This window comes from Bradyrhizobium sp. 215_C5_N1_1, from assembly GCF_052075935.1.
Classification (GTDB): domain Bacteria; phylum Pseudomonadota; class Alphaproteobacteria; order Rhizobiales; family Xanthobacteraceae; genus Bradyrhizobium; species Bradyrhizobium barranii.
On the sequence record NZ_CP197228.1, the window covers coordinates 1,410,296 to 1,434,955 of the forward strand.

24 protein-coding genes are annotated in these 24,660 nt (G+C 64.5%); 18 read left to right on the forward strand and 6 right to left on the reverse strand.

Annotation, left to right across the window (positions count from 1 at the left end):
* The first annotated feature begins 7 nt into the window (after positions 1-7).
* The 6 genes from AB7G19_RS06550 to AB7G19_RS06575 all read left to right on the forward strand — a co-directional run bounded on the left by AB7G19_RS06550 (position 8) and on the right by AB7G19_RS06575 (position 5,218).
* A complete protein-coding gene (locus tag AB7G19_RS06550; protein ID WP_085401810.1) occupies positions 8-1,144 on the forward strand; it encodes an NAD(P)/FAD-dependent oxidoreductase in 1,137 nt (378 codons plus the stop codon).
* A gap of 29 nt (positions 1,145-1,173) precedes the next feature.
* Complete coding sequence (locus AB7G19_RS06555; protein WP_063981059.1) at positions 1,174-1,470, forward strand: (2Fe-2S)-binding protein; 297 nt, start codon at positions 1,174-1,176, stop codon at positions 1,468-1,470.
* Complete coding sequence (locus AB7G19_RS06560; protein WP_085401811.1) at positions 1,467-2,885, forward strand: FAD/NAD(P)-dependent oxidoreductase; 1,419 nt, start codon at positions 1,467-1,469, stop codon at positions 2,883-2,885. Before AB7G19_RS06555 ends, AB7G19_RS06560 begins: the two co-directional genes overlap by 4 nt.
* Positions 2,882-4,003, forward strand: a complete 1,122-nt coding sequence (locus AB7G19_RS06565; RefSeq protein WP_085401812.1) for an NAD(P)/FAD-dependent oxidoreductase — start codon at positions 2,882-2,884, stop codon at positions 4,001-4,003. Before AB7G19_RS06560 ends, AB7G19_RS06565 begins: the two co-directional genes overlap by 4 nt.
* Positions 4,004-4,015: 12 nt before the next feature.
* Positions 4,016-4,363 carry a RidA family protein gene (locus AB7G19_RS06570; protein ID WP_085401813.1) on the forward strand — a complete coding sequence of 116 codons (348 nt, stop codon included), beginning with the start codon at positions 4,016-4,018 and terminating at the stop codon, positions 4,361-4,363.
* Positions 4,364-4,498: 135 nt separating this feature from the next.
* Positions 4,499-5,218 carry a hypothetical protein gene (locus AB7G19_RS06575; protein WP_063981063.1) on the forward strand — a complete coding sequence of 240 codons (720 nt, stop codon included), beginning with the start codon at positions 4,499-4,501 and terminating at the stop codon, positions 5,216-5,218.
* On the opposite strand, the gene AB7G19_RS06580 is transcribed toward AB7G19_RS06575, so the two are convergent.
* Together AB7G19_RS06580 and AB7G19_RS06585 are read right to left on the reverse strand one after the other, a co-directional pair.
* Positions 5,208-6,053: a tetratricopeptide repeat protein gene (locus AB7G19_RS06580; RefSeq protein ID WP_085401814.1), complete on the reverse strand. Its 846-nt coding sequence runs from the start codon at positions 6,051-6,053 to the stop codon at positions 5,208-5,210. The two genes, AB7G19_RS06575 and AB7G19_RS06580, sit on opposite strands and share 11 nt — an antisense overlap.
* A 39-nt stretch (positions 6,054-6,092) precedes the next feature.
* Complete coding sequence (locus tag AB7G19_RS06585; RefSeq protein ID WP_161495845.1) at positions 6,093-6,260, reverse strand: hypothetical protein; 168 nt, start codon at positions 6,258-6,260, stop codon at positions 6,093-6,095.
* Positions 6,261-6,283: 23 nt separating this feature from the next.
* On the opposite strand from AB7G19_RS06585, the gene AB7G19_RS06590 reads away from it, so the two are divergent.
* A complete protein-coding gene (locus AB7G19_RS06590; RefSeq protein ID WP_085401815.1) occupies positions 6,284-7,879 on the forward strand; it encodes an ABC-F family ATP-binding cassette domain-containing protein in 1,596 nt (531 codons plus the stop codon).
* Between the two features lie 150 nt (positions 7,880-8,029).
* Here AB7G19_RS06590 and AB7G19_RS06595 read toward each other — a convergent pair whose 3' ends face one another.
* Positions 8,030-9,364 (reverse strand): dicarboxylate/amino acid:cation symporter, encoded by a 1,335-nt coding sequence (locus AB7G19_RS06595; protein ID WP_085401816.1) that lies wholly within the window; start codon positions 9,362-9,364, stop codon positions 8,030-8,032.
* 163 nt (positions 9,365-9,527) lie between these two features.
* On the opposite strand from AB7G19_RS06595, the gene AB7G19_RS06600 reads away from it, so the two are divergent.
* Together AB7G19_RS06600 and AB7G19_RS06605 are read left to right on the forward strand one after the other, a co-directional pair.
* Entirely contained in the window at positions 9,528-10,847 is a 1,320-nt protein-coding gene (locus AB7G19_RS06600; protein WP_085401817.1) for a solute carrier family 23 protein, read from the forward strand.
* Positions 10,848-10,919: 72 nt separating this feature from the next.
* Positions 10,920-11,756 (forward strand): SDR family oxidoreductase, encoded by an 837-nt coding sequence (locus AB7G19_RS06605; protein WP_085401818.1) that lies wholly within the window; start codon positions 10,920-10,922, stop codon positions 11,754-11,756.
* Between the two features lie 52 nt (positions 11,757-11,808).
* Here AB7G19_RS06605 and AB7G19_RS06610 read toward each other — a convergent pair whose 3' ends face one another.
* On the reverse strand, positions 11,809-12,069 hold the full coding sequence (locus tag AB7G19_RS06610; protein ID WP_085401819.1) for a DUF1488 domain-containing protein: 261 nt from the start codon (positions 12,067-12,069) through the stop codon (positions 11,809-11,811).
* 425 nt (positions 12,070-12,494) lie between these two features.
* Between AB7G19_RS06610 and AB7G19_RS06615 the strand changes: the two genes are divergently transcribed.
* The 6 genes from AB7G19_RS06615 (at position 12,495) to AB7G19_RS06640 (ending at position 18,457) form a co-directional block, all read left to right on the forward strand.
* Positions 12,495-12,725 (forward strand): hypothetical protein, encoded by a 231-nt coding sequence (locus AB7G19_RS06615; RefSeq protein ID WP_084794963.1) that lies wholly within the window; start codon positions 12,495-12,497, stop codon positions 12,723-12,725.
* A gap of 10 nt (positions 12,726-12,735) precedes the next feature.
* Positions 12,736-13,140, forward strand: coding sequence for a hypothetical protein (locus tag AB7G19_RS06620; RefSeq protein ID WP_063981068.1), 405 nt, complete (start codon positions 12,736-12,738; stop codon positions 13,138-13,140).
* A 68-nt stretch (positions 13,141-13,208) separates the two neighbouring features.
* Positions 13,209-13,580: a signal transduction histidine kinase gene (locus tag AB7G19_RS06625; protein ID WP_187387922.1), complete on the forward strand. Its 372-nt coding sequence runs from the start codon at positions 13,209-13,211 to the stop codon at positions 13,578-13,580.
* A gap of 185 nt (positions 13,581-13,765) precedes the next feature.
* The gene (locus AB7G19_RS06630) at positions 13,766-14,587 is read left to right on the forward strand and encodes an NAD-dependent protein deacetylase (protein WP_085401821.1); all 822 of its coding nucleotides are present in this window, start codon (positions 13,766-13,768) and stop codon (positions 14,585-14,587) included.
* A 133-nt stretch (positions 14,588-14,720) separates the two neighbouring features.
* A complete protein-coding gene (locus AB7G19_RS06635; protein ID WP_085401845.1) occupies positions 14,721-16,805 on the forward strand; it encodes a hydantoinase/oxoprolinase family protein in 2,085 nt (694 codons plus the stop codon).
* A 2-nt stretch (positions 16,806-16,807) separates the two neighbouring features.
* Entirely contained in the window at positions 16,808-18,457 is a 1,650-nt protein-coding gene (locus AB7G19_RS06640) for a hydantoinase B/oxoprolinase family protein (RefSeq protein ID WP_354078622.1), read from the forward strand.
* A gap of 27 nt (positions 18,458-18,484) precedes the next feature.
* On the opposite strand, the gene AB7G19_RS06645 is transcribed toward AB7G19_RS06640, so the two are convergent.
* Complete coding sequence (locus AB7G19_RS06645; protein WP_245344107.1) at positions 18,485-19,654, reverse strand: alpha/beta fold hydrolase; 1,170 nt, start codon at positions 19,652-19,654, stop codon at positions 18,485-18,487.
* A 23-nt stretch (positions 19,655-19,677) separates the two neighbouring features.
* Positions 19,678-21,090: a DUF4403 family protein gene (locus AB7G19_RS06650; RefSeq protein ID WP_085401823.1), complete on the reverse strand. Its 1,413-nt coding sequence runs from the start codon at positions 21,088-21,090 to the stop codon at positions 19,678-19,680.
* A 604-nt stretch (positions 21,091-21,694) separates the two neighbouring features.
* On the opposite strand from AB7G19_RS06650, the gene AB7G19_RS06655 reads away from it, so the two are divergent.
* The 3 genes from AB7G19_RS06655 (at position 21,695) to AB7G19_RS06665 (ending at position 24,648) form a co-directional block, all read left to right on the forward strand.
* Positions 21,695-23,413, forward strand: a complete 1,719-nt coding sequence (locus AB7G19_RS06655; protein ID WP_063981075.1) for a pyrroloquinoline quinone-dependent dehydrogenase — start codon at positions 21,695-21,697, stop codon at positions 23,411-23,413.
* 89 nt (positions 23,414-23,502) lie between these two features.
* Positions 23,503-23,844 carry a c-type cytochrome gene (locus AB7G19_RS06660; protein ID WP_135214749.1) on the forward strand — a complete coding sequence of 114 codons (342 nt, stop codon included), beginning with the start codon at positions 23,503-23,505 and terminating at the stop codon, positions 23,842-23,844.
* Between the two features lie 36 nt (positions 23,845-23,880).
* On the forward strand, positions 23,881-24,648 hold the full coding sequence (locus AB7G19_RS06665; protein ID WP_085401825.1) for a substrate-binding periplasmic protein: 768 nt from the start codon (positions 23,881-23,883) through the stop codon (positions 24,646-24,648).
* Positions 24,649-24,660 lie beyond the last annotated feature (12 nt).

The window sequence follows — 24,660 nt, forward strand, 5'->3', positions numbered from 1 at the left end:
AGAACCCATGTCCAGGGATTATGACGTCGCCGTCGTCGGCGGCGGATTGCTCGGCTCCGCGATTGCTTGGGGTCTAGGCCGGCTAGGCAAGAGCGTGGCCGTTCTCGACGAAGGCGATATCACCAAGCGCGCCTCGCGCGCGAACTTTGCGCTGGTCTGGGTTCAGAGCAAAGGGCTCGGCATGCCGGCCTATACTGTCTGGACCGTGCAGGCGTCGCAAGCGTGGGGCCGGCTCGCCTCCGAGCTGAAGCAGCAGACAGGCCTCGACGTCTCGCTTCAGCAGAATGGCGGCTTTCATCTCACGCTTGGCGATGACGAGTTCGGCCAGCGCACCGAGCTGGTCAAGCGCATGCACAACCAGACCGGCGCTGCCGACTACAAGATGGAGATGCTCTCCGCCTCCGAGGTGAAGAAGTCGTTGCCGCTGATCGGGCCGGAAGTGTCCGGCGGCAGCTATTGTCCGCTCGACGGCCACGTCAATTCGCTGCGGACCTTCCGCGCCTTCCACACCGGCTTCAAGGCATTCGGCATCGACTATTTTCCGGAGCGCCCGGTCTCGGCGATCAGCAAGAGCGGTGGCGAATTCCGCCTGACCACGCCGAAGGGCGAACTGCGCGCCGCCAAGATCGTGCTCGCGGCCGGCAATGCCAACCAGACGCTGGCACCGATGGTCGGCCTCCACGCGCCGATGGGCCCGACCCGCGGCCAGATCGTGGTGACCGAGCGCACCATGCCGTTCCTGCCGCACCCGCTGACCACGATCCGCCAGACCGACGAGGGCACCGTGATGATCGGCGACAGCAAGGAGGACGAGCTCGACGATCGCACCCTGAAGCATTCCGTCAGCGCCGTGATGGCCGATCGCGCGCAAAGGATGTTTCCGCATCTGGCGCGGCTCAACGTGGTCAGGAGCTGGGCCGGCATCCGCGTCATGCCGCAGGACGGCTTTCCGATCTACGACCAGTCGGAGACGCATCCCGGCGCCTTCGTGGCCTGTTGCCATTCCGGCGTGACGCTCGCCTCCAACCACGCTTTCGAGATCGCGCGCATGGTCGCAGCTGGCGCGCTCGAGCCGGAGCTGGTCGGCGCGTTCTCGGCCAGCCGTTTCGGCGTCGCCGGTGCTGCGAACAACAGCGGCTATTAGAGATATCTCAAGGAGCCAAGAGGCATCCCATGTTTAGACGATCCGAACAGGACAAGCGACCGCAGGTCCAGATCTTCGTGGATGGCACGGCCATCGCGGCGCGCCAGGGCGACACCGTCTCCGCCGCACTGCTGGCCTCCGGCTGTGATGCGCGCCGTTCCACCGCAGTGAGCGGCGCGCCGCGTCTGCCCTATTGCATGATGGGGGTGTGCTTCGACTGCCTCGTCACCATCGACGGCGTCGGTAACCGCCAGGGCTGCCTCGTGCCCGTCGCCGAGGGCATGCAGATCGAGATTCAGAAGGGCAAGCGGGAGATCGGAAAATGACTGTGGCTCCCAAGCGCGAAGCTTATGACGTCGTGGTGATCGGGGCCGGGCCCGCCGGCCTCGCGGCCGCTGCGACATCCGCCGAAGCCGGCCTGTCGACGCTGCTGCTCGACGAGAACATCGGCCCCGGCGGCCAGGTGTTTCGTGCCATCTCGTCCACGCCCGTGACCGACCGCAACCAGCTTGGCGCCGACTATTGGGTCGGTGCCGATCTCGTTCAGTCGCTCCGCGCGAGCCGCGCCGAGATTATCCATCGCGCCACCGTCTGGAGCCTCGACCGCAATCTCGAGATCGCCGTCTCGATCGGCGGTGCCTCCGCTTTCCTCAAGGCGCAGCGCGTGATCCTCGCGACCGGCGCGCTGGAGCGGCCGTTCCCGATTCCCGGCTGGACCTTGCCGGGCGTGATGACCGCGGGCGCGGCGCAGACGATGCTGAAATCATCGGCCCTGGTGCCGGACGGCCGCACCGTGATCGCGGGGCAGGGGCCTCTGCTCTGGCTGCTCGCCGCGCAGATCTTGCGGCTGGGCGGCCGCATCGATCGCATCCTCGACACCACCGAGCGCGGCAATTACTTCGCCGCGTTGCCGCACGCCTTCGCCTTCCTGACCTCGCCCTATTTCACCAAGGGGCTGTCGATGATGCGCGAGGTGAAAGCGAAGGCGCAGGTCGTCTCAGGTGTGACCGAGCTCTCAGCATCCGGTGATGGCCAGCTCGCGAATGTGAGCTATGTCGCCGGCGGCAAGCGTGAGACGATTCCGGCGGACCTGTTGCTGCTGCATCAGGGCGTCGTGCCCAATGTCAATCTGGCGATGGCCGCCGGTATCGAGCATCGCTGGGATGATCTGCAATTGTGCTGGTCGCCGGTGTTAGACGCGAGCGGCAATTCGTCGGTAGCGGGCATCGCGATCGCTGGTGACGGCGCCGGTATCGGTGGTGCCAATGCGGCTGTGGTCCGTGGCCGCATCGCGGCGCGCGCGGCAGTGGAGGCATTGGCGCCTGCGGTTGCGACAAAGCTTGCGCCGATGGCGACGCTCCGCGCCGATCTCGCCAAGGCCGAGCGCGGCCGCGTCTTTCTCGACACGCTGTTCCGCCCGGCGCCGCAGTTCCGCATTCCCACGGGCGACACCATCGTCTGCCGCTGCGAGGAAGTCACCGCGAAGGACATTCTCGATGCCGTTGCCATCGGCGCGACCGGGCCGAACCAGCTCAAGGCCTATCGCCGCACCGGCATGGGGCCGTGCCAGGGCCGGCTCTGCGGCCTCACGGTCACCGAGTTGATGGCGCAGGCGCGGGGCAAGACGGCACAGGAGATCGGCTATTACCGGCTGCGCGCGCCGGTCAAGCCGATCACGCTCGCCGAGCTCGCCTCCGTCCCGAAGAGCGAGGCCGACGTCAAGGCGGTGGTACGCGGATGACCCAAAACGTGGATGCGATCGTCGTCGGCGGCGGCATCCACGGATGCTCGACCGCGCTGCATCTGTGCCTCGCCGGCATGAAGCCGGTGCTGATCGAGAAAGACTACGCCGGCCGCCATGCTTCCGGCGTCAATGCCGGCGGCGTCCGCCAGCTCGCGCGGCACATGCCCGAAATCCCGCTCTCGATCCGCTCGATGGGGATCTGGGAGAAGATCACCGATCTCCTCGACGACGATTGCAGCTTTGAGAGTTACGGTCAGGTTCTCGTCGCGGAGAACGAGGAGGAGCTCGCGGTCTGCCGCGCGCGTGTCGCCGAGCTGAACGCGCTTGGCTTCACCCATGAAGAGCTGATCGACGCGACTGAATTGCGGCGCCTCGTGCCGGCCGTGGCTGAGACATGTCCGGGCGGCGTGGTGTCGCGCCGCGATGGGGCCGCCAATCCGGCGCAGACGACGACGGCGTTCCGGCGCAAGGCGGAGCAGCTCGGCGCGACCGTGCGCGAGGGCGTGGCGGCCAGCAACATCCGCTACAGCGACGGCCTCTGGTATGTCGATGTCGGCACCGAGACTTATGCCGCGCCGGTGCTCGTCAATGCCGCCGGCGCCTGGGCCGGAAACATTGCGGCCGCGCTCGGCGAGCCCGTTCCGGTCGAGACCGTGGCGCCGATGCTGATGATCACCTCGCGCGTGCCGCACTTCATCGACCCCGTCGTGATCCTGCGCGGGCGCAAGCTCTCCTTCAAGCAATTCTCCAACGGCACCGTGCTGATTGGCGGCGGCCACCTGGCGACGCCCTATCAGGATCGCAACGAGACCGTGCTGGACTGGAAGAGCCTCGCGATCAGCGCGCGCACCGTGTTCGAGCTGTTCCCGGTGATGCGCAGCGCGACGATCGTCCGCGCCTGGGCCGGCATCGAGGCGAAGATGAAGGACGATATCCCTGTGTTCGGACCGAGCAGCCGCCACAAGGGCCTCTATCACCAGTTCGGCTTCTCCCTGCACGGCTTCCAGCTCGGCCCCGGCGCCGGCGCCGTGATGGCCGAGCTGATCGTCAATGGCGGCACCCAGACCCGAATCGGCGATCTCGGCATCGACCGTTTCCATCCTTCCACGCTCTAAGAAGAGGACATCATGAGCATCACCCGCAGCATCCGCACGCCCATCATGCACCGCGCCGTCGAGGCCAACGGCTTCGTCTTCGTCGGCGGCACCATCGCCGACGACACCTCGGTCTCGATGGGCGATCAGACCCGCAACATCCTCGGCAAGATCGCCGGCTATCTGAAGGAAGCCGGCACCGACAAGTCGCGCGTCGTCAGCACCTCGATCTTCGTCACGGATCTCTCCAAGAAGAAGGAGATGGACGCGGCCTGGACCGAGTTCTTCGGCGACAACCTGCCGACGCGCGCCACGGTCGGTGTCGCCGATCTCGGCGGCGGTGCTCTGATCGAGGTGGTGGTGACCGCACTCAAGGGCTGATTGCGCTCTTCTCACGGGCCCGTGAAGAGAGCCGTCGATCCGAACATGACGAAGATGTAATGGTCTGGATTAGCTGCGGCGCTTTGACGCGCCGCAGTTTCCGTTTATCAGTAGGGGACTCGGCTGGAATGCCCAATGTCCTCGCAGAATAATAACAACAAGCTCGCGATCAAATTTCGCTGCCCCGGAGAACTCGAAGGCCTGCTGCCGCAGCCGGTGCCGGCGAATCTCGGCGTTCCCGACTGGCTCAAGGCGATGCCGACCACGGCCTTCAGTGCCCTTAATCAGCAGGATGACGAGACGGTCAAGCGTTGCCCGCCGTTCATCGACGCGATGACATGCGGTTTCCTGATCCCGCTAATCTGCGATATCAGGGTCGAGGATGGCGAGATCAGCTGGGACAACGACATCCCGCCCGGCGGTGAGATCGATTTTCCGCGCTCGCCGATCAGCTTTCACGATCAGGGCCAGCTCACCGGCTCGCCGCTGTTCGAGGCCGATCGCTTCGTCATCAAGTTTCACAATCTCTGGACCATCGAGGCGCCGGAAGGCTATTCGCTGTTCTTCACCCATCCGGTCAATCGCTTCGACCTGCCGTTCATCACGCTGAGCGGCCTCGTCGATTGCGATCGCTATCGCGACAGCTGGATCCACTTTCCGGCGCATTGGCACAATACGGGCTTTCGCGGCGTGCTGCCCAAGGGCACACCGATCGCGCAATGCATTCCGGTCAAGCGTGAGGATTGGACGCGGCAGACCTCGGCCTTCACCGAGGATGAAGCGCAGAAGGTCCACGCCCTGCGCGCCGCGCTGAAGCGCGAGCCGGGTCTGTACCGGCGGAAATTCAGGGCGTAGCCCGCTCGGGCCTGGCTCCCAGGAATTTCGCCGCGGCGCTCGGGCGGAAGAAGAAGCGGCCGTGCGACGAGGCGGCGAGTGTGAGGGCGGCGCGGCTGAGCATCTGCGGCCGTCCGCCATACACGGACCGCAGCGCCGCCTCGCCGCCATCGCGTTCGCCCATCTCCATCAGGCAGATCGCGAGATTGGCGCGGGAGAGAGCGTCGTCCGGGCGAAGCCCGAGCGCGTGACGGTAGGTGTCGGCGGCCTCCGCATAGGCGCCGTCGAGAAGCTCGGCCCAGGCAAGTTCGGTCAGGATATCGGTGCGTCCCGGCCCGATCGCGCGCGCCGCGGTCAGCACGGTACGCGCTTTGGCGCGATTGTTATTCCGGACATGCATGCGGCCAAGGTCGAGTTGCAGATCGACGCTGGCCGGGGCGAGCGCGAGGGCTTGCTCGATCATCCCGACCGCCTCGCCAACCTCGCCGGCGTTCGCAAGCTGGCCCGCCAGCTCCTGGAACGCGGGCAGATAGGGCGGACGGCGTGCTGCGGTTCGCCGCAGTTGCGCCAGTCCATCGCTTCTGCGCCGCGCGGCACACAGCACATGGCCGAGCAGCGTCTCGATTTCGGGATCGCTATTGCGCTTCGCGGCTTTCTCCAGCGGCGCAATCGCCTCCTCCGCGCGCTCCTGGCCGAGCAGGGCATGGGCGAGGATCAGCACGGCATTCCGGTCGGTGCGATTTGATTTCAGGGCTTCGGTCGCAAGCTGCCTTGCAATGTCGAACTGCTTTGCACGTAGCGCCAGAAAGGCTTGCTGAAGCAGTTGGGCGAGGGGGCTATTCGGCTTGCCGCTCAAGAGATGGCCTCTTGGTTGAGACACGTTGTTTTTTGCCCCTTACCGCATGCCCCATGCAGCGTCCATCAACAGCTTCGTGATGCTTTGCTGATTGGCCCGGACGCTTCGCACGGAATGCGCCTTGATCTCGGCGCCCGGCGGGATTATCAGCGAGACATCAATCAGGAGTTTCGCATCCATGGATTTCACCCCGACCGCAACGCCCATCCGCCTTGCTCACGGGGAATTCCATGCCTGCATCGATCATTCTGTCGAACCTCTCGCTGTCCACGCCTGACGGCCGTCCTCTCCTTTCCGACCTCAAGCTGACATTTGGTGCCGAACGGGCTGGTCTCGTCGGCCGCAACGGCGTCGGCAAGACAACGCTGCTTGCTGCGATCACCGGAGAGCACATTCCCCAAGCGGGACGCGTTCTCCTGAGCGGAACCGTGGGAATGCTCCGCCAGGACGTCCAGCTTCCTGCGGGCGCCGCGGTGATCGATCTGTTCGGCGCGCGCGCAGCGCTGGAGCTGCTTCGCCGTGCCGAGCGGGGCGATGCATTCGCCGACGAAGTCACCGACGTCGACTGGACGCTTGAAGCGCGGCTTGCGTCCGCGCTCGCGCGTGTCGGGTTCGATCCTGATACCGACACGGAGCTGGATCGTTTGTCGGGCGGGCAGATCACGCGGATCCGTCTGGCCGCGCTGGTCTTCGCCGAGCCGGACTTCCTGCTGCTCGATGAGCCCACCAACAATCTCGATCGGGATGGACGTAAGTCAGTGGTCGACCTGCTCGCAGGCTGGCGGGGCGGGGCGATCGTCGTCAGTCACGACCGCGACCTGCTCGAGACCATGGATGCCATCGTCGAGATGACATCGCTCGGGGCAAGACGGTACGGCGGCAATTGGAGCAGTTACCGCGAGCAGAAGGCCATCGAGCTCGCTGCCGTCAGGCACGACCTTGCGCATGCCGAGAAGCATCTCGCCGAGATCGACGGCAAGGCGCAGGAGGCAGCGGGACGCAAGGCGCGCAAGGACAGCGGCGGCAGGAAGAAACGCGCCAAGGGCGACATGCCGCGCATCCTGGCCGGCGCGCGCAAGGATCGCAGCGAGGACTCCGGCGGCAAGACCACGCAGATCGCCGAGCGGCGGCGTGCGGAGGCGCTCGAGGCCGTCGACACGGCTCGCCGGCGCGTCGAGATTCGCCAGCCGCTGTCGGTCAAGCTGCCCCCGACCGGCCTGCCGGCGGGCAGGGAGGTGGTATGGCTCGATCGCGTCAACGCCGGCTATCAGCCGGAGCAGCCGGTCCTGCGCGATCTCTCACTCACGCTCGTCGGCCCGGAGCGCGTCGGGGTCGTCGGGCCGAATGGTTCCGGCAAGACAACGTTACTCAAGCTCGTCACAGGCGAGTTGCGCCCGTTCGCGGGCACCGTGCGGGTCAGGCCGGACTTCGCGCTGTTCGACCAGAAGGTCAGCCTGCTCGATCCCGCGATCTCCATCCTGGACAATTTCGGGCGTCTCAATCCGAAAGCGAGCGCGAACGAGTGCCATGCGGCCCTGGCCCGGTTCGCGTTTCGCGCCGATGCCGCCGCGCAGATCGTGGGGAGCCTGAGTGGCGGACAGCTGTTTCGTGCGGGCCTCGCCTGCGTTCTAGGCGGGGCGGCGCCGCCGTCCCTGCTCATCCTGGACGAGCCGACCAATCATCTCGACATCGAGTCCATCGAAGCCATCGAGGCAGGCTTGAGGGCCTATGACGGCGCGCTGCTCGTGGTCAGTCACGACGAAGCGTTCCTGCAGGCGATCGATATCACGCGCAGGGTCGAGCTGGTCGCCAGCTCGGCCTTCTAAGGCTCATTGGTCGACAACAAATACCCGACGCCCTGCCCCCAGCGCGTCGGGTGGAAAGATAGACTATCAATCGGTGAACCCAACGCCATTGTTGTGACGCGTGCCTTGCCAATTCTCCAGTCCGGGAGACTACCGGCTGCGTGGCGCGGCCTACGAGGCCGCGCTGCCGCCCGGTTCCAGCGCCTCGCCCATCTCCAGCGGATGAGCCATGGTCTCGTGCAGAGCCTCGCGATCGAGCTCGCCTTCGGAGATGCTGATGACGACGCAGGCGATACCGTTGCCGATCAGGTTGGTCAGCGCGCGGCACTCGCTCATGAACTTGTCGATCCCGACCAGGATCGCGATCGACTGGATCGGGATGTCGGGAACGATCGAGAGCGTCGCGGCAAGCGTGATGAACCCGGCGCCGGTCACGCCCGAGGCGCCCTTCGAGGTGATCATGGCGATGCCGAGAATGCCGAGCTCCTGCCAGATCGTCAGATGGGTGTTGGTCGCCTGCGCCAGAAACAGCGTCGCCAGCGTCATGTAGATGTTGGTGCCGTCGAGGTTGAAGCTGTAGCCGGTCGGAATGACGAGGCCGACCACCGAGCGTGAGGCGCCGAGATGCTCCATCTTCTGGATCATCTGCGGTAGCACCGTTTCCGACGAGGAGGTGCCGAGCACGATCAAGAGTTCGTCCTTGATGTAGGCGATGAAGCGCAGGATCGAGAAGCCGGAGAGCCGCGCGATCGAGCCCAGCACGATCAACACGAACAGGATGCTGGTGAGATAGAACGTGCCGATCAGGGCCGCGAGGTTGAGCAGCGAGCCGAGGCCGTAGGCGCCGACAGTGAACGCCATCGCGCCGAACGCGCCGATCGGCGCCACGCGCACGATGATGCGGATGATGCCGAAGAACATTTTCGCGGCCTTGTCGATCGCCTCCGCGATCGGCTCGCCGGCCTTGCCGAGGAAGGCGATGGCGAAGCCCGACAGGATCGAGATCAGCAGCACCTGAAGCAGGTCGCCGCGCGCGATCGCGCCCACATAGCTGTCGGGAATGATCGCCATCAGATGGGCGACGATGCCCTCTTCCTTGGCCTTGGTGACGTAGGTCGCCACCGATTTCGGATCGATCGTGGCGGGATCGATGTTGAAGCCGTGCCCGGGCTGGAGAATCTCGCCGACCAGCAGGCCGATGGCGAGCGCGACGGTCGAGACCGTCTCGAAATAGATCAGCGACTTCAGCCCGACCCGGCCGACGCGCTTGAGGTCGCCCATCGAGGAAATGCCGTGCACCACGGTGCAGAAGATGACAGGCGCGATCATCATCTTGATCAGCGCGATGAAGCCGTCGCCGAGCGGCTTCAGCTCCTTGCCGAGATCGGGATAGAAATAGCCGATGAGCACCCCGAGCGCGATCGCGATCAGAACCTGGATGTAGAGGATCTTGTACCAGGGTTGATGCCGGCGATGGACGGCTGGCTGGATCGCGACTTCTGTCATAGTGTGTGCCCCGGAACGCATTGATTTTTGATTCTGCAAGATCTGGCTTTTGCAAGCTTTGAATCTTGCATGACTCGCATCATGTGATGGTCGCCGCAGAAGCGACAATCACATTTTTGTCGGATCGCACGAAGATCGGTCGCTGCACCGCAACGGGGGGAATATGACAACCACGATGGGCTCGGACGAGCAGCCGCAAAGCTATTTTCCGCGCTGGAAATTCAAGGCCTCGGGCGTGATCATGCCGGAGGAGCGGCTGTCATGGGGCCAGACCGTCGTCTCCGGTCTTCAGCATTGCGTCGCAATGTCGGGCTCGACGATCATCGCGCCGCTGCTGATGGGGTTCGATCCCAATGTTGCGGTCCTGTTCTCCGGCATCGGCACGCTGATCTTCTTCGTCATCGTCGCCGGGCGCGTGCCGAGCTATCTCGGTTCGAGCTTCGCGTTCATCGCCGTCGTCATCGCCGCCACCGGCTATGCCGGGCAGGGGCCGAATCCAAACCTCTCCGTCGCGCTCGGCGGCATCGTTGGCGCCGGCGTGCTCTACGGCGTGATCGCGTTGATCGTGATGTGGTCGGGCGTTGGCTGGGTCGAGCGCCTGATGCCGCCGGCCGTCACCGGCGCCGTGGTCGCCGCGATCGGCCTCAATCTCGCGCCCGTGGCGGTCAAGGCGGTGAGCGTCAACGCGTTCGACACCTGGATCGGGCTCGCGACGGTGCTGATCATTGGCATAGTGGCCGTTGCCGCTCCAGGCCTGTGGCGCCGCCTGCCGATCATCCTCGGCGCGGTGGGCGGATATCTGTTGTACCTGCTGTTCGCGAACGGCCTTGGCTTCGGCAAGCCGATCGACTTCGCGCAACTCGCGGCCGCGCCGTGGTTGGGCATGCCGAGCTTTACCACGCCGACCTTCCAGGCCGATGCAATCTTTCTGATCGCGCCGGTTGCGGTCATTCTCGTCGCCGAGAACCTCGGTCACATCAAAGCCGTTGGCGCCATGACGGGCCGGAGCCTCGATGCCTATCTCGGCCGCGCCCTGTTCGCCGACAGCCTCGCGACCATCGTGGCAGCCTGCGGCGGCGGCACCGGCGTCACCACCTATGCCGAGAACATCGGCGTCATGGCGGCGACGAAAGTCTATTCGACACTGTTGTTTGCATTCGCGGCCACGGTCTCGATCCTGCTCGGCTTCTCGCCGAAATTCGGCGCACTGATCCTGTCGATTCCCGGTCCCGTCATCGGCGGCCTCTCGATCGTGCTGTTTGGATTGATCGCCGCGATGGCCGGACGGATCTGGGTCGAGAACAAGGTCGACTTCGCCAATCCCGCGAACCTGATCACCGTCGCCGTGGCGCTGACCGCGGGCGCCGGCGACCTCACGTTCAAATTCGGCGCGTTTACGATCGGCGGGATCGGCACGGCGACTTTTGGCGCCATCATCCTTTATCAGATCCTGACCTCGCCGCTGGCGCGGCGCGCGGAATGAATCCCAAGGATGCACGGAAGGATGGAACAAAACGCGCCGTCCGTCGATGATGAGACATTCCGGAGAGAACACATGCCGCAGACCGATCGCTCGACCCCGTTTTCCTCCCGCCTCGTCGACCAATACGCGCTGGTGACCGGTGCCTCGCAAGGCATCGGCCGCGCCGTCGCCATCCGGCTCGCGCAGGAGGGCGCGACCGTCGCCATCAACTATGTCGATCACCCCGAGAGGGCCGAGGAGACGCTCGCGCTTGCAAGGACAGGATCGGCTGACCGCGGCCACGGCAAGCTCGATCATGTCGTCGTCAAGGCCGATGTCAGCAATGAGCAGGAGGTCGCCGCGATGTTCGAGACGGTGCTTTCGCGCTGGAAGCGGCTCGACTGCCTCGTCAACAATGCCGGCTTCCAGCGGGAGTCGCCGAGCGAGGCGCTCGACATCGACACCTACCGCCGCATCATCGACGTCAATCTCAACGGCGCCGTGCTCTGCGCGCAGAAGGCGCTCGCCCATTTCGTCGCGCGCGGCGGAGGCGGCAGCATCATCAACTGCTCCAGCGTCCACCAGATCATCCCGAAGCCGGGCTATCTCGCTTATTCGATCAGCAAGGGCGGCATCGCCAATCTGACACGCACGCTGGCGCTGGAATTCGCCGGCCGCGGGATTCGCGTCAATGCGGTCGGCCCGGGCGCGATCGATACGCCGATCAACGCGGCGTGGACGGGTGATCCCGCCAAGCGCGGCGTCGTCACCAGCCACATTCCGCTGGGACGGGTCGGCACCCCGGAAGAGATCGCCGCTGTGTTCGCCTTCCTCGCCTCGGATGACGCCAGTTACATTACGGGCCAGACCATTTACGCCTGCGGAGGCCTGACGCTGTTCCCCGAGTTTCGCGAGAACTGGGCGAGCTAGAAACGTGGATTCACGACCGAAGCCACGAACTCATCACCCCGTGCCGACCGCTTCAAAAATCTCCCGCGAGCAGGTCGTAGGAGCCCCGGCTGCCGCGGACATACTTTTTGGCCGCAGCGGCACATATCAAGTCGCGGTTGGAATCGAACGCAATCAGAAATCCCGATTCGCTGGAATGGGTACCCGGTTGAATCCGCTTCAATGCGTCTTCGTCGATGAAGAACGAGGCCTCGATGGCGCTGTCGTGTCCCCAGAACCGCACGGCATGCCGCGTCCGGTCATACGAGCGGCTGTGATTTGGAAAGTCGATCATGGTCAGGCCGATCAGGTTGCAGGTGCCGCGCGCCAGCCTTTCGCCGTTTGAGTCGGGGCTCGCCGGGTGGCCGACGCTCGGCCCGCGTACGTCAGGAACACGGACGTTCCGTCCAGACGAAGACGCGCCGGTTGCGCCTCTCTCAAATGAAGATTTGGCAACAGGGCAGCAATCCGATTCAATGCCGATCGCGACAAATAGTTTCTTGATAAGCCTCGCTATTCGGCGAAGGGATCACTACATACAGTTTATCACCGCGCGCCCCTCGGCTGTCATCGGTGACTGAGAGCATTGCGCTCCCGCCAGAACCAACAGGCGGTCAGTATGTCGGATTCCCCTAGATTCAGCCTTCGCGAGTGGCTCGTACCTCCGGTCTTGCTACCGGTTTTCTTCGTGGTGTTGATCGCCGCAGCGATGCTCATACAATGGTAGCCGGTCTTGGCGTGCCTTCGCCATCGGCTCAAGCAAGCAGCTCGTCAGAATCGATCCCGGCCTCTTTGGCTTGCGAGTTGAGCGCCAGGGCGATCAACGCCCTCGACCTTGCCCGCAAGATGCCGTCGGGAGACAAGCGCACGGTGGCAATGCGCCGGGCAGCGATTCTCGGAAATGCCGCTGAAATCCTCACGTATTTCTCGGCGGCGAAGGATCGCTGTTGAAGGAGCCCGCATGTTTAAATTTCTGCAGTATCGTGCAAAAGCGGCCGCGTATGGCGAACTGGCGAGGAATTCGCCCGGCAAAGCCGATACGCGCAAATTCGAACAACTGCAGGATAGCCACACATCGCGCGCGGACAACGAGCAGATGCTCGCGGACCAATACGTGGATGCAGTCAATGCCGGGGGGACGGAGCGACTGCGCGGCGCAGCCCTCGCGGCGGAGGAAGAGCGCGTTTTGCGCTGTCTCGGTGCGGCCGTCATCATGCAATGGAATTCATTGCCGACGACGCTCCAGCGGGAGATCTTCGATACCGCCGGATCGGTTGGGACATTGCTGGATACGGCGGCGCTCCGTGGGCAGATTGCCCGGTTTCTTCACAAGCATAGGCACGACGCCGATCCCGCCAAGATCTGACATGTTCAGGGGCTGAGCGAGAGGCGCGGTTCGCGAAGCATATGGACGCAAACAACAGGAGGATCCAGATGGCACTGACAAAATTCCGTATCGATGAACAGCCGCATGCCATGGACGGTCTGCGGCTTCTTGCCCAGGAAGGCACGAGAGAAGTCGAGGCGTTCGTCAGTCGCAAGGTGATGGACGTTTGGGCCGAATCGATCGAGCACAGTGGCGGACGTCAGAGTTTGTTCCGGAAGCAATACAGCGCGCTTGGGAAACGGAACTTTGCCGCGCTTGAGCGCATCGTGAGCGCCAAATACCAGCGGGGCACCGCGTTCAACCGTCAGCATCCGTTTGTCGAGGTGTTGTTCTCGGACATCGCGGAAAGCGGGGAGACCTTGAATCTCAGCGAACTGGTGCGTGAGCCGTTGCCGCCGGCATTTCACCGGCGCGCCTGATCCGATTGGAACGCCGCCCGGTAGCGGTCACTGGTTTGCCAATGTGCCCCGTCATGAAGATGGGAGGCGTGGAGGCTCTGGCCGACCTGCTCGGGCTGACGCAGGCCAAAAACTGATCGCCGGCTTCGAGCTGCTGGCGCGGGAGTGATCTGGCAAAACGACACGGCGTGAACTACATCTGCGCCATGGCAAACCCTCCGCAGGCAAACCGTTCGCTCGAAGATTTCGTCGGCCGGCACGAACGTCTGTTCGTGCTGACCGGCGCCGGCTGCAGCACCAATTCGGGCATTCCCGATTATCGCGACAGCCATGGCAATTGGAAGCGGACCCAGCCGGTCAATTTCCAGGCCTTCATGTCGGAAGAGCCTACGCGCCAGCGCTATTGGGCGCGCAGCCTGATCGGCTGGCGGCGGTTCGGCCGGGCGAGGCCGAACGATGCGCATCATGCGCTTGCCCGGCTCGAGGCGAGCGGGCGCTGCGAGATGCTGCTGACCCAGAACGTCGACCGGCTGCATCAGTCCGCCGGCCACCGGCAGGTGATCGATTTGCATGGCCGGCTCGATCTGGTCCGCTGCATGGGCTGCGGGGCGAAGACCCCGCGCAACGAATTCCAGGACAGGCTCGGCCGTGCCAATGCGGAATGGCTGACGCTCGACGCCGCCGATGCGCCTGATGGTGACGCCGATCTCGAGCATGCGGATTTCTCGTCGTTCGAGGTGCCCGCCTGCGAAGCCTGCGGCGGCATCCTCAAGCCCGACGTCGTGTTCTTCGGCGAGAACGTTCCGCGCGACGTGGTTGCCACCGCGCAGGATCATCTGGCGCAGGCCGACGCCATGCTGATCGTCGGCTCCTCGCTGATGGTCTATTCCGGATTCCGCTTCGTGCAGTCTGCCGCGAACCGGCAGATCCCGATCGCCGCGGTCAATCTCGGACGCACCCGCGCCGACGATCTCCTCACGCTCAAGGTCGAGGAGCGCTGCGAGGCGGCGCTTGCATTCCTGCTCTGAGCGCGTGGGCCGCACCCTTCTACCGCATAGGTGCCACGCAAAGCGGCTCGGACGCTTCACCCCGGGCGTTGTCGCTGGTATGAAAATTGCTGCGGTTTTCGCGCAGTTTGTCGATCAGCACGGAGAATTTGGAATGCTTGAGGGAGCCGAGGTGCGGCTTGCCGTTGATATCGGTGGCACGTTCACCGACATCGTGCTGGACGTGGGGCAGGATCGCAAGACGCGCAAGGTGCTGACGACGCCGCAGCGGCCGGAGCAGGCGGTGCTGGATGGCATGCGTCTCATTCTCACTGACGCGCGTGCGCATATGAGCGACATCGACGTCTTCATTCACGGCACGACGCTCGCGACCAATGCGATCATCGAGCGCCGCGGCGCCAAGACCGCGCTGATTGCGACCGACGGCTTTCGCGACGTGCTCGATATCGGCACCGAGAGCCGCTATGACCAGTACGATCTCAGCATCGACAAGCCGAGGCCATTGGCGCCGCGGTCGCTCCGCTTCACCGTGCCGGAGCGGATCGACGCACACGGCGCCGTTCGCCTCCCGCTGGACGAGGCGGCAGTACGTGCACTCGCGCCAAAATTGCGCGCGCTGAACGTCGAGAGCGTCGCGATCGCCTTCCTGCACTCCTACGCCAATCCCGAGCACGAGCGCCGCACGGCCGCGATCCTCGGCGAGGAGATGCCCGGCATCTCCGTGACCGTGTCCTCTGCGGTGTGTCCGGAGATCCGCGAATACGAGCGCACCTCCACCGCGGTCGCCAACGCCTATGTGCAACCCCTGATCGACGGCTATCTCGCTCGCATGGCGGATGCCTTGCAGGTTGAGCAGTTCCGCGGCGCGATCTATCTCGTCACCTCCGGCGGCGGCGTCACCTCGATCGAGACGGCGCGGCGCTTTCCGGTGCGGCTCGTCGAATCCGGTCCTGCCGGGGGCGCGATCTTCGCGGCGCAGATCGCAGCGCGGCTCGGCGAGAGCAAGGTGCTGTCCTTCGACATGGGCGGCACGACCGCAAAAATCTGCCTGATCGAAAAATACCAGCCCGAGACCTCGCGCGTGTTCGAGGTCGATCGCGCGGCGCGCTTCCTGAAGGGCTCCGGCCTGCCGGTGCGCATCCCCGTGATCGAGATGGTCGAGATCGGCGCCGGCGGCGGCTCGATCGCGCATGTCGATGCGATGAAGCGTGTCACTGTCGGCCCCGAGAGCGCCTCGTCGGAGCCGGGGCCTGCCTGCTACGGCCGCGGCGGCCAGCGTCCGGCCGTGACGGACGCGGACGTAGCCCTCGGTATGATCGATCCTGATGCCTTTGCGGGCGGCACGATCAAGCTCAACCCGGAACTTTCAAAGGAGGCGCTGTTGCGCGCCGTCGGTGAGCCGCTGGGGCTGTCGGCGGAAACCGCGGCCTATGCCGTGCACGAGGTCGTCTGCGAGAACATGGCGAGTGCGGCGCGCGTGCACGCGGTCGAGCGCGGCGAGATTGTCGGCCAGCACACGCTGATCGCCTTCGGTGGTGCCGCGCCGCTGCATGCGGCGCGCGTCGCCGAGAAGATCGGCGTCTCGCGGGTCATCGTGCCCTCGAATGCCGGCGTCGGCTCGGCCGTCGGCTTCCTGGCTACTCCCATTGCCTATGAGCTGGTGCGCAGCCGCCATGTCCGCCTCGATGATTTCGACACGGAGGGGGTCTCGGAGCTGCTCCAGGAGATGGTGACTGAAGCGCGCGCGCTGGTGGAGCCGGGCGCGGCCGGTGCGCCGGTGCGCGAGCGCCGTGCAGCCTTCATGCGCTATGTCGGCCAGGGCCACGAGATCTCGGTCGAGCTGCCGAACCGGCGGCTGACATCGGCCGATCTCGCCGGCCTGCGCCAGAAGTTCGAGGCCGACTATTCGGCGATGTTCGAGCGGCCGATCCCGGGCGCCGCGATCGAGGTTCTGAGCTGGTCGGTGCTCGCGACCACCGATGCGCACAATCCCTCTGTCGTCGCTTCCGTTGCGCGCAAGCCCGCCGGCAAGGCCTCGGGCAGCCGCAAATTCTTCGACGGACGCGCGGGGGAAGTGATCGAGATCCCGCTCTATCGCCGCGAGGACATGGCACCGGGCGCGACCATTGCGGGTCCCGCCGTGATCGCCGAGGACGAGACGTCCACCTTCGTCTCCAACAGTTTTGACGCCCATATCGACGGTGCCGGCAGCATCGTCATGGAACGAAAGGCGGCCTGATCATGAGCAAGGCAAATGGCGCGAGCCTGATCGACCTTCAAATCATGTGGCACCGGCTGATCGCCGTGGTCGAGGAGCAGGCGCAGGTGCTGCTCCGCACCGCCTTCAGCCCGATCGTGCGCGAATGCGGCGACCTTTCCGCCGGCGTGTTCGACCTCCGGGGACGGATGCTGGCGCAGGCGGTGACCGGCACGCCCGGCCATGTCAACTCGATGGCGGAATCGGTCAAGCACTTCATTGCGCATTTCCCGATCGAGACGATGAAGGAAGGCGACGCCTACATCACCAACGATCCCTGGATGGGCACAGGTCATCTCAACGACTTCGTCGTCACCACGCCCTGCTTCAAGGACGGCAAGCCGGTCGCGCTGTTCTCCTGCACCAGCCACCTCATGGACATCGGCGGCATCGGGTTTGGCCCTGACGCCACCGACGTGTTCATGGAGGGGCTCTACATCCCCATGCTCAAACTGATCGACCAGGGCGTCGTCAACGAGACGCTGATGGCGATGATCCGCACCAACACGCGGCTGCCGATCGACACCGAGGGTGACACCTATTCGCTGGCCGGCTGCAACGACGTCGGCTGCGAACGCCTGGTCGAGATGATGACCGAGTTCGAGATCGACACGCTCGATGAGCTCGGCGACTACATCTGCGACCGCTCGCGCGAGGCCGTGCTGGCCGAGATCGCAAAACTGCCGAAGGGCAGCTGGCGCAACACCATGGTCGTCGACGGCTACGATGCGCCGGTGACGCTCGCGGCGACGCTGACGATCTCCGAGACGGGCATCCATGTCGATTTCGACGGCACCTCGGCCGCCTCGAAGTTCGGCATCAATGTGCCGCTGTCCTACACCACGGCCTACACCGTGTTCGGCCTCGGCTGCGTCGTCGCCTCGCAGATCCCGAACAATGCCGGCTCGCTCTCGCCGCTGACGGTGTCGGCTCCCCCTGGTGCAATCCTCAACGCGCCGAAGCCGGCGCCGGTCGCTTCGCGTCACATCGTCGGGCAGATGCTGCCCGATGTCGTGTTCGGTTGCCTGCGCCAGATCATTCCGGAGCGCGTACCGGCGGAAGGCACCTCCTGCCTGTGGAATCTCAACGTGCGCGGCCAGACCCGCTCGGGTGCCGGCGGCAATTACGGGTTCTCGATGGCGGTAACTTCGAATGGCGGTACCGGCGCGCGCTTTGCGAAGGACGGGCTGTCCGCGACCGCCTATCCCAGCGGCGTGCGCGGCACGCCGGTCGAGATCGCTGAGACGCAAACGCCGCTGATCTTCTGGCGCAAGGAGCTTCGCCCGGATTCCGGCGGCGCCGGGCGCACCCGCGGCGGTCTCGGCCAGATCATCGAGGTCGGCAGCGGCATCGATGCGCCCTTCGACATCCTCGCTGCATTCGACCGCATCGACCATCCGCCGCGCGGTCGCGACGGCGGCAAGAACGGCGAGGCCGGCTATGTCGGATTGAAGTCCGGCCAGAAGATGCGTGGCAAGGGCTTTCAGACCATTCCACCGGATGACCGGCTGGTGGTGATGACGCCGGGCGGCGCCGGTATCGGTGACCCCAAGGAGCGCGATCGTGCAGCGATCAAGGATGACGTTGAGAGCGGTCTCGTGTCGGCTGACAACGCTGTTGCCGTTTATGGGTAGCTAACGCTCCGGCAACGACTGCGGCGATTACCCGCCGCAGTCGTTCGGCGCCGGCTTCCCGGCAAAGCGGTCGGTCATCCAGTTCACAGCGGCCATCGTGCTCGCCTGTGCGGCGCGGCCGTGTCCGATGTTGGGAAGGGTGACCATTTTCACGGGGCTGCCCGCCTTGCACAGCCGGCTCATATAGGCGCGCGTCACCGCGGGCCGGATGATCTGGTCGACAGTCCCTTGAGCGAGGAACACTGGCATGCCGGCGGCCAACGTGCCGGCGCTGTTCTTCTCCAGCAGCGAGCGCCAGGGCTCGCGCTTGGTCGGATCCGGCACGGTCAGAAAATATTCCTGGAGCGGCCGCTCGGTCCGCTGCCGGATGAAGATATCGAAGGGACCTTCGATGCATTCGCGTGCCAGCCGGTCGATCACCGGCAGCGCGCGCGGATCGAGGACGCCGTCGAGCGCGGCGCCGTAGACGCGATGCCACGACCATAGCGTCATCGCCGTGATGTTCTTGCCACCGACGGAGTTGATGTCGTCGCTCATCAGCGTGGCGAGATCCGTCGCGGGCGCCGCAGCGGCAACGCCGAGCAGATGGAGATCGGGCGCATAGGTCGGCGCCAGCTGCCCGGCAAACAGCACAGCCTGTCCGCCCTGCGAGTGTCCCCACAAGGTAAAATCCTTAGTCCCGCCGGCGCCCGGCAGATCGCGCGCGACGCGCACGATGTCGAGCACGGCGCGGCCCTCGCTCTCGCCGACGAGATAAGGATGCGGACCCGGCGTGCCGAGCCCGGGATAGTCGGTTGCCGCGACGATGTAGCCACGCGCCACCATCGAGCGCAGTCCCTGGATCTGCTGGAACAGGAAGATCGCGAGCGACGGCGCGCAGCGCGGCACAATGCCTGACGTCGGATGCGCCCAGGCGACGATCGAGCGGCCGCCCGGTGGCGGCGGTCCTTGCGGCACGATGACGACGCCCGAGACGAGAATGGGTTCACCCTTCAATCCGGTCGATCGGTAGAGCACGCGGTAGCTCGAGGCGCCGAGCGGCGCGCCATCCATCGGCTCCTGTCGCACCAGGCTGCCGGGCGGGCCATCAGCGAGCGATGCCGGCGCGTCGTAAAATGCCGATTGCGCGTGGGCAGTCACGATGCCGGCGGCGAACATGACGAGTACGGCCATCAGAGCGCGGGCGGCGACAAGCATTTGCGATCCGCTCCAGCGCACGATCACATCCCGTACAGGATTTTCAGCTCGCCGCTCGCGCGCAGCGCGAGTGTGATCCCGTCGGCAAGCAGCAAGGCCTTGTCGAACTGCACCGAGGAGAGCTTGCCTTCCATACGGAAGCCGTCCTTGAGCGGACGCGTCAGCCGCTGGTTCGCCGCCATCAGCAGGTTCTGGTAGGAGACGCCATAGTCAATGTTCACGGCCTGCTTCAATTGCGCGACGATCGACTGCAAGCCAGGGTTTGCCTCTCCGTCCTGCGCGGCGAGATCGAGATCGGCGAGCGCGACGCTCTTGCTGGTATCGTCCACCTTCAGTGCGCCGGAGAGATAGCTCCATTGGCCTGCATTGGGGTCGCTGTCCGACGTCTTCGCAAGACGCAGGCCGATCACAAGCTTGCCCGCCGACGGATAGACCTGAACCTCGCGCAACGCGCTGTCTTGCGCCGGCAGCGCGGCGATCGCCTGGCTGATCTTGTCCTTGATCGCGTCATAGCCGAGCCGGACCGGAAGGATGACGTCGAACGTTCCCGGCGCGGTCACGTCGTTGCCAAGCGGCGGCAGCGATGTCGGGGTGACGCTCGCACCCTGCTGCCCAATCGACGTCACGGCGCTGCCGGAGAGTTCGAGCGAGCCGGACAACACCTTGTCGTTGGCCCGCACGCCGGCAAATGCGGCAGCTTGCGGCGTCACTTGCAGCCAGACCGGCGGCTCGTCGGTGAGCTTCATCGGCTCGAACGCATGCGTCCAGGCAGCGGCCGCCTTGTCCCGCAGATTGAGTTTCCTTGCCGCGGCCAGCGCACGTGATCGCACGCGCGCGAGCTGCGTACGGATGCGCGGCTCGACGTAGGGCGCAAGATCGAACTCGCGGCCGAGCACGTGCAAATAAGGTGCTTCGCTCCAGTGGAAGGAGTCGCTGAAATTCAGGTCGAGCGACCAGTCCTTGCGCAGCGCGGGCCGTGCCTCGGCCTCGATCGTCGCGCGCGCTTCGGTCTGGCCGCGGATGCGCGCGGTGAAGCGGTTGGCGCCCTGGCCTTCGGCCGCGCCGTAGATCGAGACTGCACCATAGACGCGGTCGCCGCGGCCATAGAGCGAGACGCCGCTGGTGCGATTGGCGAAGCCAAACACGTCGCAATTGGCGTTGACACGGAACATCAGTACGCGGTGGTGCACGCAGTTGACGCGCTCGTCGATGGTGGCAAGCCGCTTGGGGATATCCTGCTCGATCGCCTTGGCGAGCGCCGGCAGACCGAACTCGATGGTTGCGGACACCCGCGAGGTCGTGGCGAGCGGCGCCGGCGGATCGGGAGCGAGCGGCGGCTTGTCGGCGGCGTGCGCGGCTTGCGCGAGTGCGGTGAGGGCGAGCGCAACAAGCCCGGCACGTTTCGTCGAACGAACAATTCGCAAGGAAACGGGCATTCTTTTTATTCCAGCTTGGCCCTGCTTCGCGCCCAGGCCGCCGGCAGCGGTGCCGTTCGGTCTTCAGAGCAAAATCGCGGAAGGAGAGGGCGGTCAGTTGATCAACTATTGCTTGTATTCAATGGTCGCGTATCGCGGCACTTGTATGGCGCGGCGTCGCGCTTTGAGCAAGGCTTTGTATATCGCTCCGTTATGATGGCCGTTCTTGAATTGCTCAAAAGAGATTGACGCCGCCCCCGTCCAAATGATCACGCGATGAAGCTTCTCCGTGGGCGCTGCGATTTTTGAGTCCGAGATCTGCGGCCAAGACGAAACGGTCAGCGCAGCTGACGTTTCAAATTCGTGCTGCGCGTTAAATTCGCGCCGCTCGCGCATTCCATCTTTGCGCCCTCCCTCATCCGGCGTACTCTGTGAGAGCGAGCAGGAGTGCAACAGCAACCAGCCCAGGAAACGTAGCTCCTTTTGGCGATGTCCGCCGAGAGAGATCGAGAGCTGTTGGCAGCTCATATGCGATGGAGAAGAACCGACACTTAGCGAGCTGCAAACATCCCTCGCAGCGTCTGCGAGACGCGAGTTCAACAAAACACAAAAGCGGGAGGAACGGATGAAGAAGCGTTGGTGTAATTCTGGTCTACCTCTTGTTGTCGGCGCGACACTTGCGGCGTCGGCGGCGTTGGCCCAATCCGTGGATACTGCCCGGATCGAGAACGCCGGTCAGAACGATTGGCTCACCTATCATGGTTCATACAAATCCCATCACTACAGCCCGCTCGCGCAGATCAATGCGAGCAACATCGGCAATCTGGGCGTAGCCTGGACGCACATTCCCGGACGATCGACGCGCGGCCTGCAGTCAATGCCGCTCGTGGCCGACGGCGTGCTCTATTATTCGGGTTCGTACAGCCGGGTCTTTGCGCTGAACGGCGCGACCGGCGAGGTCATCTGGTCGTTCTTTCCGGAACTCGATGAGGCGCTCATCAGCCGACAGACCCACTCGCCCTACAACCGCGGTGTAGCCCTTGGTGAAGGCAAGGTCTTCGTCGGTACGATGGATGGTCGTCTGTTCGGGCTCGATGCGAAGTCGGGAAAGGTGCTCTGGGAAACCAGGCTGATCGACTCGCAGAAGCTCACGGTCGGCTTCACTGGCGCGCCGCTTTACGCGAAGGGAAGCGTCATCATCGGCTCGCAGGGGGGTGAATGGCCGGGCCGTGGCCCGATCTTCGCTGTCGATGCCACCACCGGCAAGAAGAAGTGGGAGTTCCTGACGGTCGCGGGCACCGACGAGGCCATGAAGACCTGGGGCAACGATTCCTGGCGCACGGGCGGTGGCGGCGGCTGGATGCCGGGCACCTACGACTCCGAGACCAACTCCGTCCTGTGGGGCACCGCGAACCCGGCGCCGCTCTACGATTGGTCGGGCGCTGATTACAAGACGCAAGGTGCGCGTCCCGGCGACAATCTCTATACGAGTTCGGTCATCGCTCTCGATATCGATACCGGAAAGCTGAAATCCTACCATCAGGAACTGCCTCACGACGCCTGGGACTTCGACAGCGCCGTCGGCGAGTTCGTGATGCTTGAGCGCGATGGCCAGAAATACGTGGTTCATCCGAACAAGGGCGGCTTCGTCTTCGTCTACGACCGTAATCTTGGCGTGAAGAACGTCTGGCGGCTGGTTGAGAACATCAACTTCGTCAAGGATATCGATCCCAAGACCGGCGCGCTGATCGGCCGTCGCGATTTCCCTGTCGGGAAAGTCACTGAAGTACCGCTGTGTCCCTTCATTGGCGGCGGCATCAGCTGGAATGCCGGCTCGTACAACCCGAAGACCGGTCTTTATTACAAGATCGGCCAGGAATGGTGCATGACGCTGGATATTCAGAAGACGACGCCGGTCACCGCGCCCCAGGTCCAGCTCAACATCGGCGCCGACTTCAAGATGGTGCCGCCTCCGAGCGGCGAGATCTACGGACATCTCGACGCGCGCGACCCGATAACGGGCGCGAAAAAATGGGAGGTTCGCTTTCCCGAGCCGCCGCTTGGGAGCGTTTTGTCGACCGGGGGTAATCTTGTGTTCGTACCCGACTCCCGTGGCATCCTTCACGCCTACGATGCCGAAACCGGGGCCGAGTTGTGGAAGCACAACAACGGCACCGGCCACCAGGGCGGTATCGTCAGCTACTCCGTCGGCGGCAAGCAATATATCGCCGTGGCGGCCGGCTTCGGCGGCATGCTGGCGGACGAATATGCGCCAAACTTCGGCGGCGTCTACAAGAGCATGCCGCGTGACGACGGCGCCCTCGTCGTCTTCAGCTTGAAATAGTCTGTCTCAAACGATCTGCCGAGGAGCGGGTGCAAACCCGCTCCTCGGTCGATTGCAGCGGCCGGGCGTGATTCAGGAATGGAGCGGACGTGTTGAAACTGCATTTGAAGTCGCTTCCGGCGGTGCTGGGCGCTTCGTTGCTGTGCGTTGTGGTGGCTCGAGCTCAATCTGCCACGCCGGCGCCGGACAACGGGTCACTGGACGTCGAGCAGTTGTTCGCAGGCACCTGCGGCTTTTGCCACTCCGACGGCGGCCGGGCTGCTGGCAGGGGACCGCAACTGATGAATTCGCAACGAGACGACGAATTTCTGCACAACCGTATCAAGATCGGCAAGCAAGGTGCGATGCCGGCATTCGGCGAGAGCTTCAGTGACGCGCAGATCGACCAGATCGTCAAATATATCCGCGCCTTGAAGCCGCGCGAGGGCTGACCCGCCGGGACCTGATCCATCCAGATGAGACGCGGCATGAAGGCAATTGTCCTGATTATCGTCGGTGCCGCCATCGGGCTGTCCGGACCGGCGCAGGCGCGAACCCTGGAGGCGATCCGCGCGAGTGGCGCGCTCGGACTATGCGCGCATCCCAACTCGCTTCCTTTCGCGCGCAAGGGCGGCGATCCGCCCGGCTTTCAGGTCGAGTTGGGACAGGTGCTGGCACGCGAGCTCGGTGTCTCGCTGCGGCTCGACTGGATCATCACGCAGTATCAAATGCGCAGCGCCAATTGTGACGTTCTCCTGGATGTCATCGCCGATCGCGAAGCGCAAGGCGAGACCCGCTTGAGGATCTCGAAACCGTACTATCGCACGGGCGTCGCGCTCGCGGTGCCGTCATCCAGCTCCCTCACATCGTTCAAGAGCCTTAGCGAGCATACCAAGGTGGGCGTGCAGGTCGGCTCTGTCGCCGCCATGATCATCGGTCAACGGCACGTGCCCATATCGATCTTCGGCTTCGAGACCGACAGCCTCGACGCCGTATCAAACAAGGAGATCGATGCGGCTGCGGTCACGCCCACCGCGGCGGGCTATTTCAATCTGACGCATCCCGACAAGGCACTCCGGATCCTGGATCGCGACGAGGGCGTGGCCGACCTCAACTGGAATGTCGCCGTCGGCATGGTCCGCCCGGATGATGCGTTGCGCGAGGCGATCGACGGAGCGCTGGAACGGCTGCGCAACGACGGCACGATCGATCGGATCTACGGTCGCTATGGGATCGTGCTGCAAGCGCCGAGGTAGCCGATTGCCGAA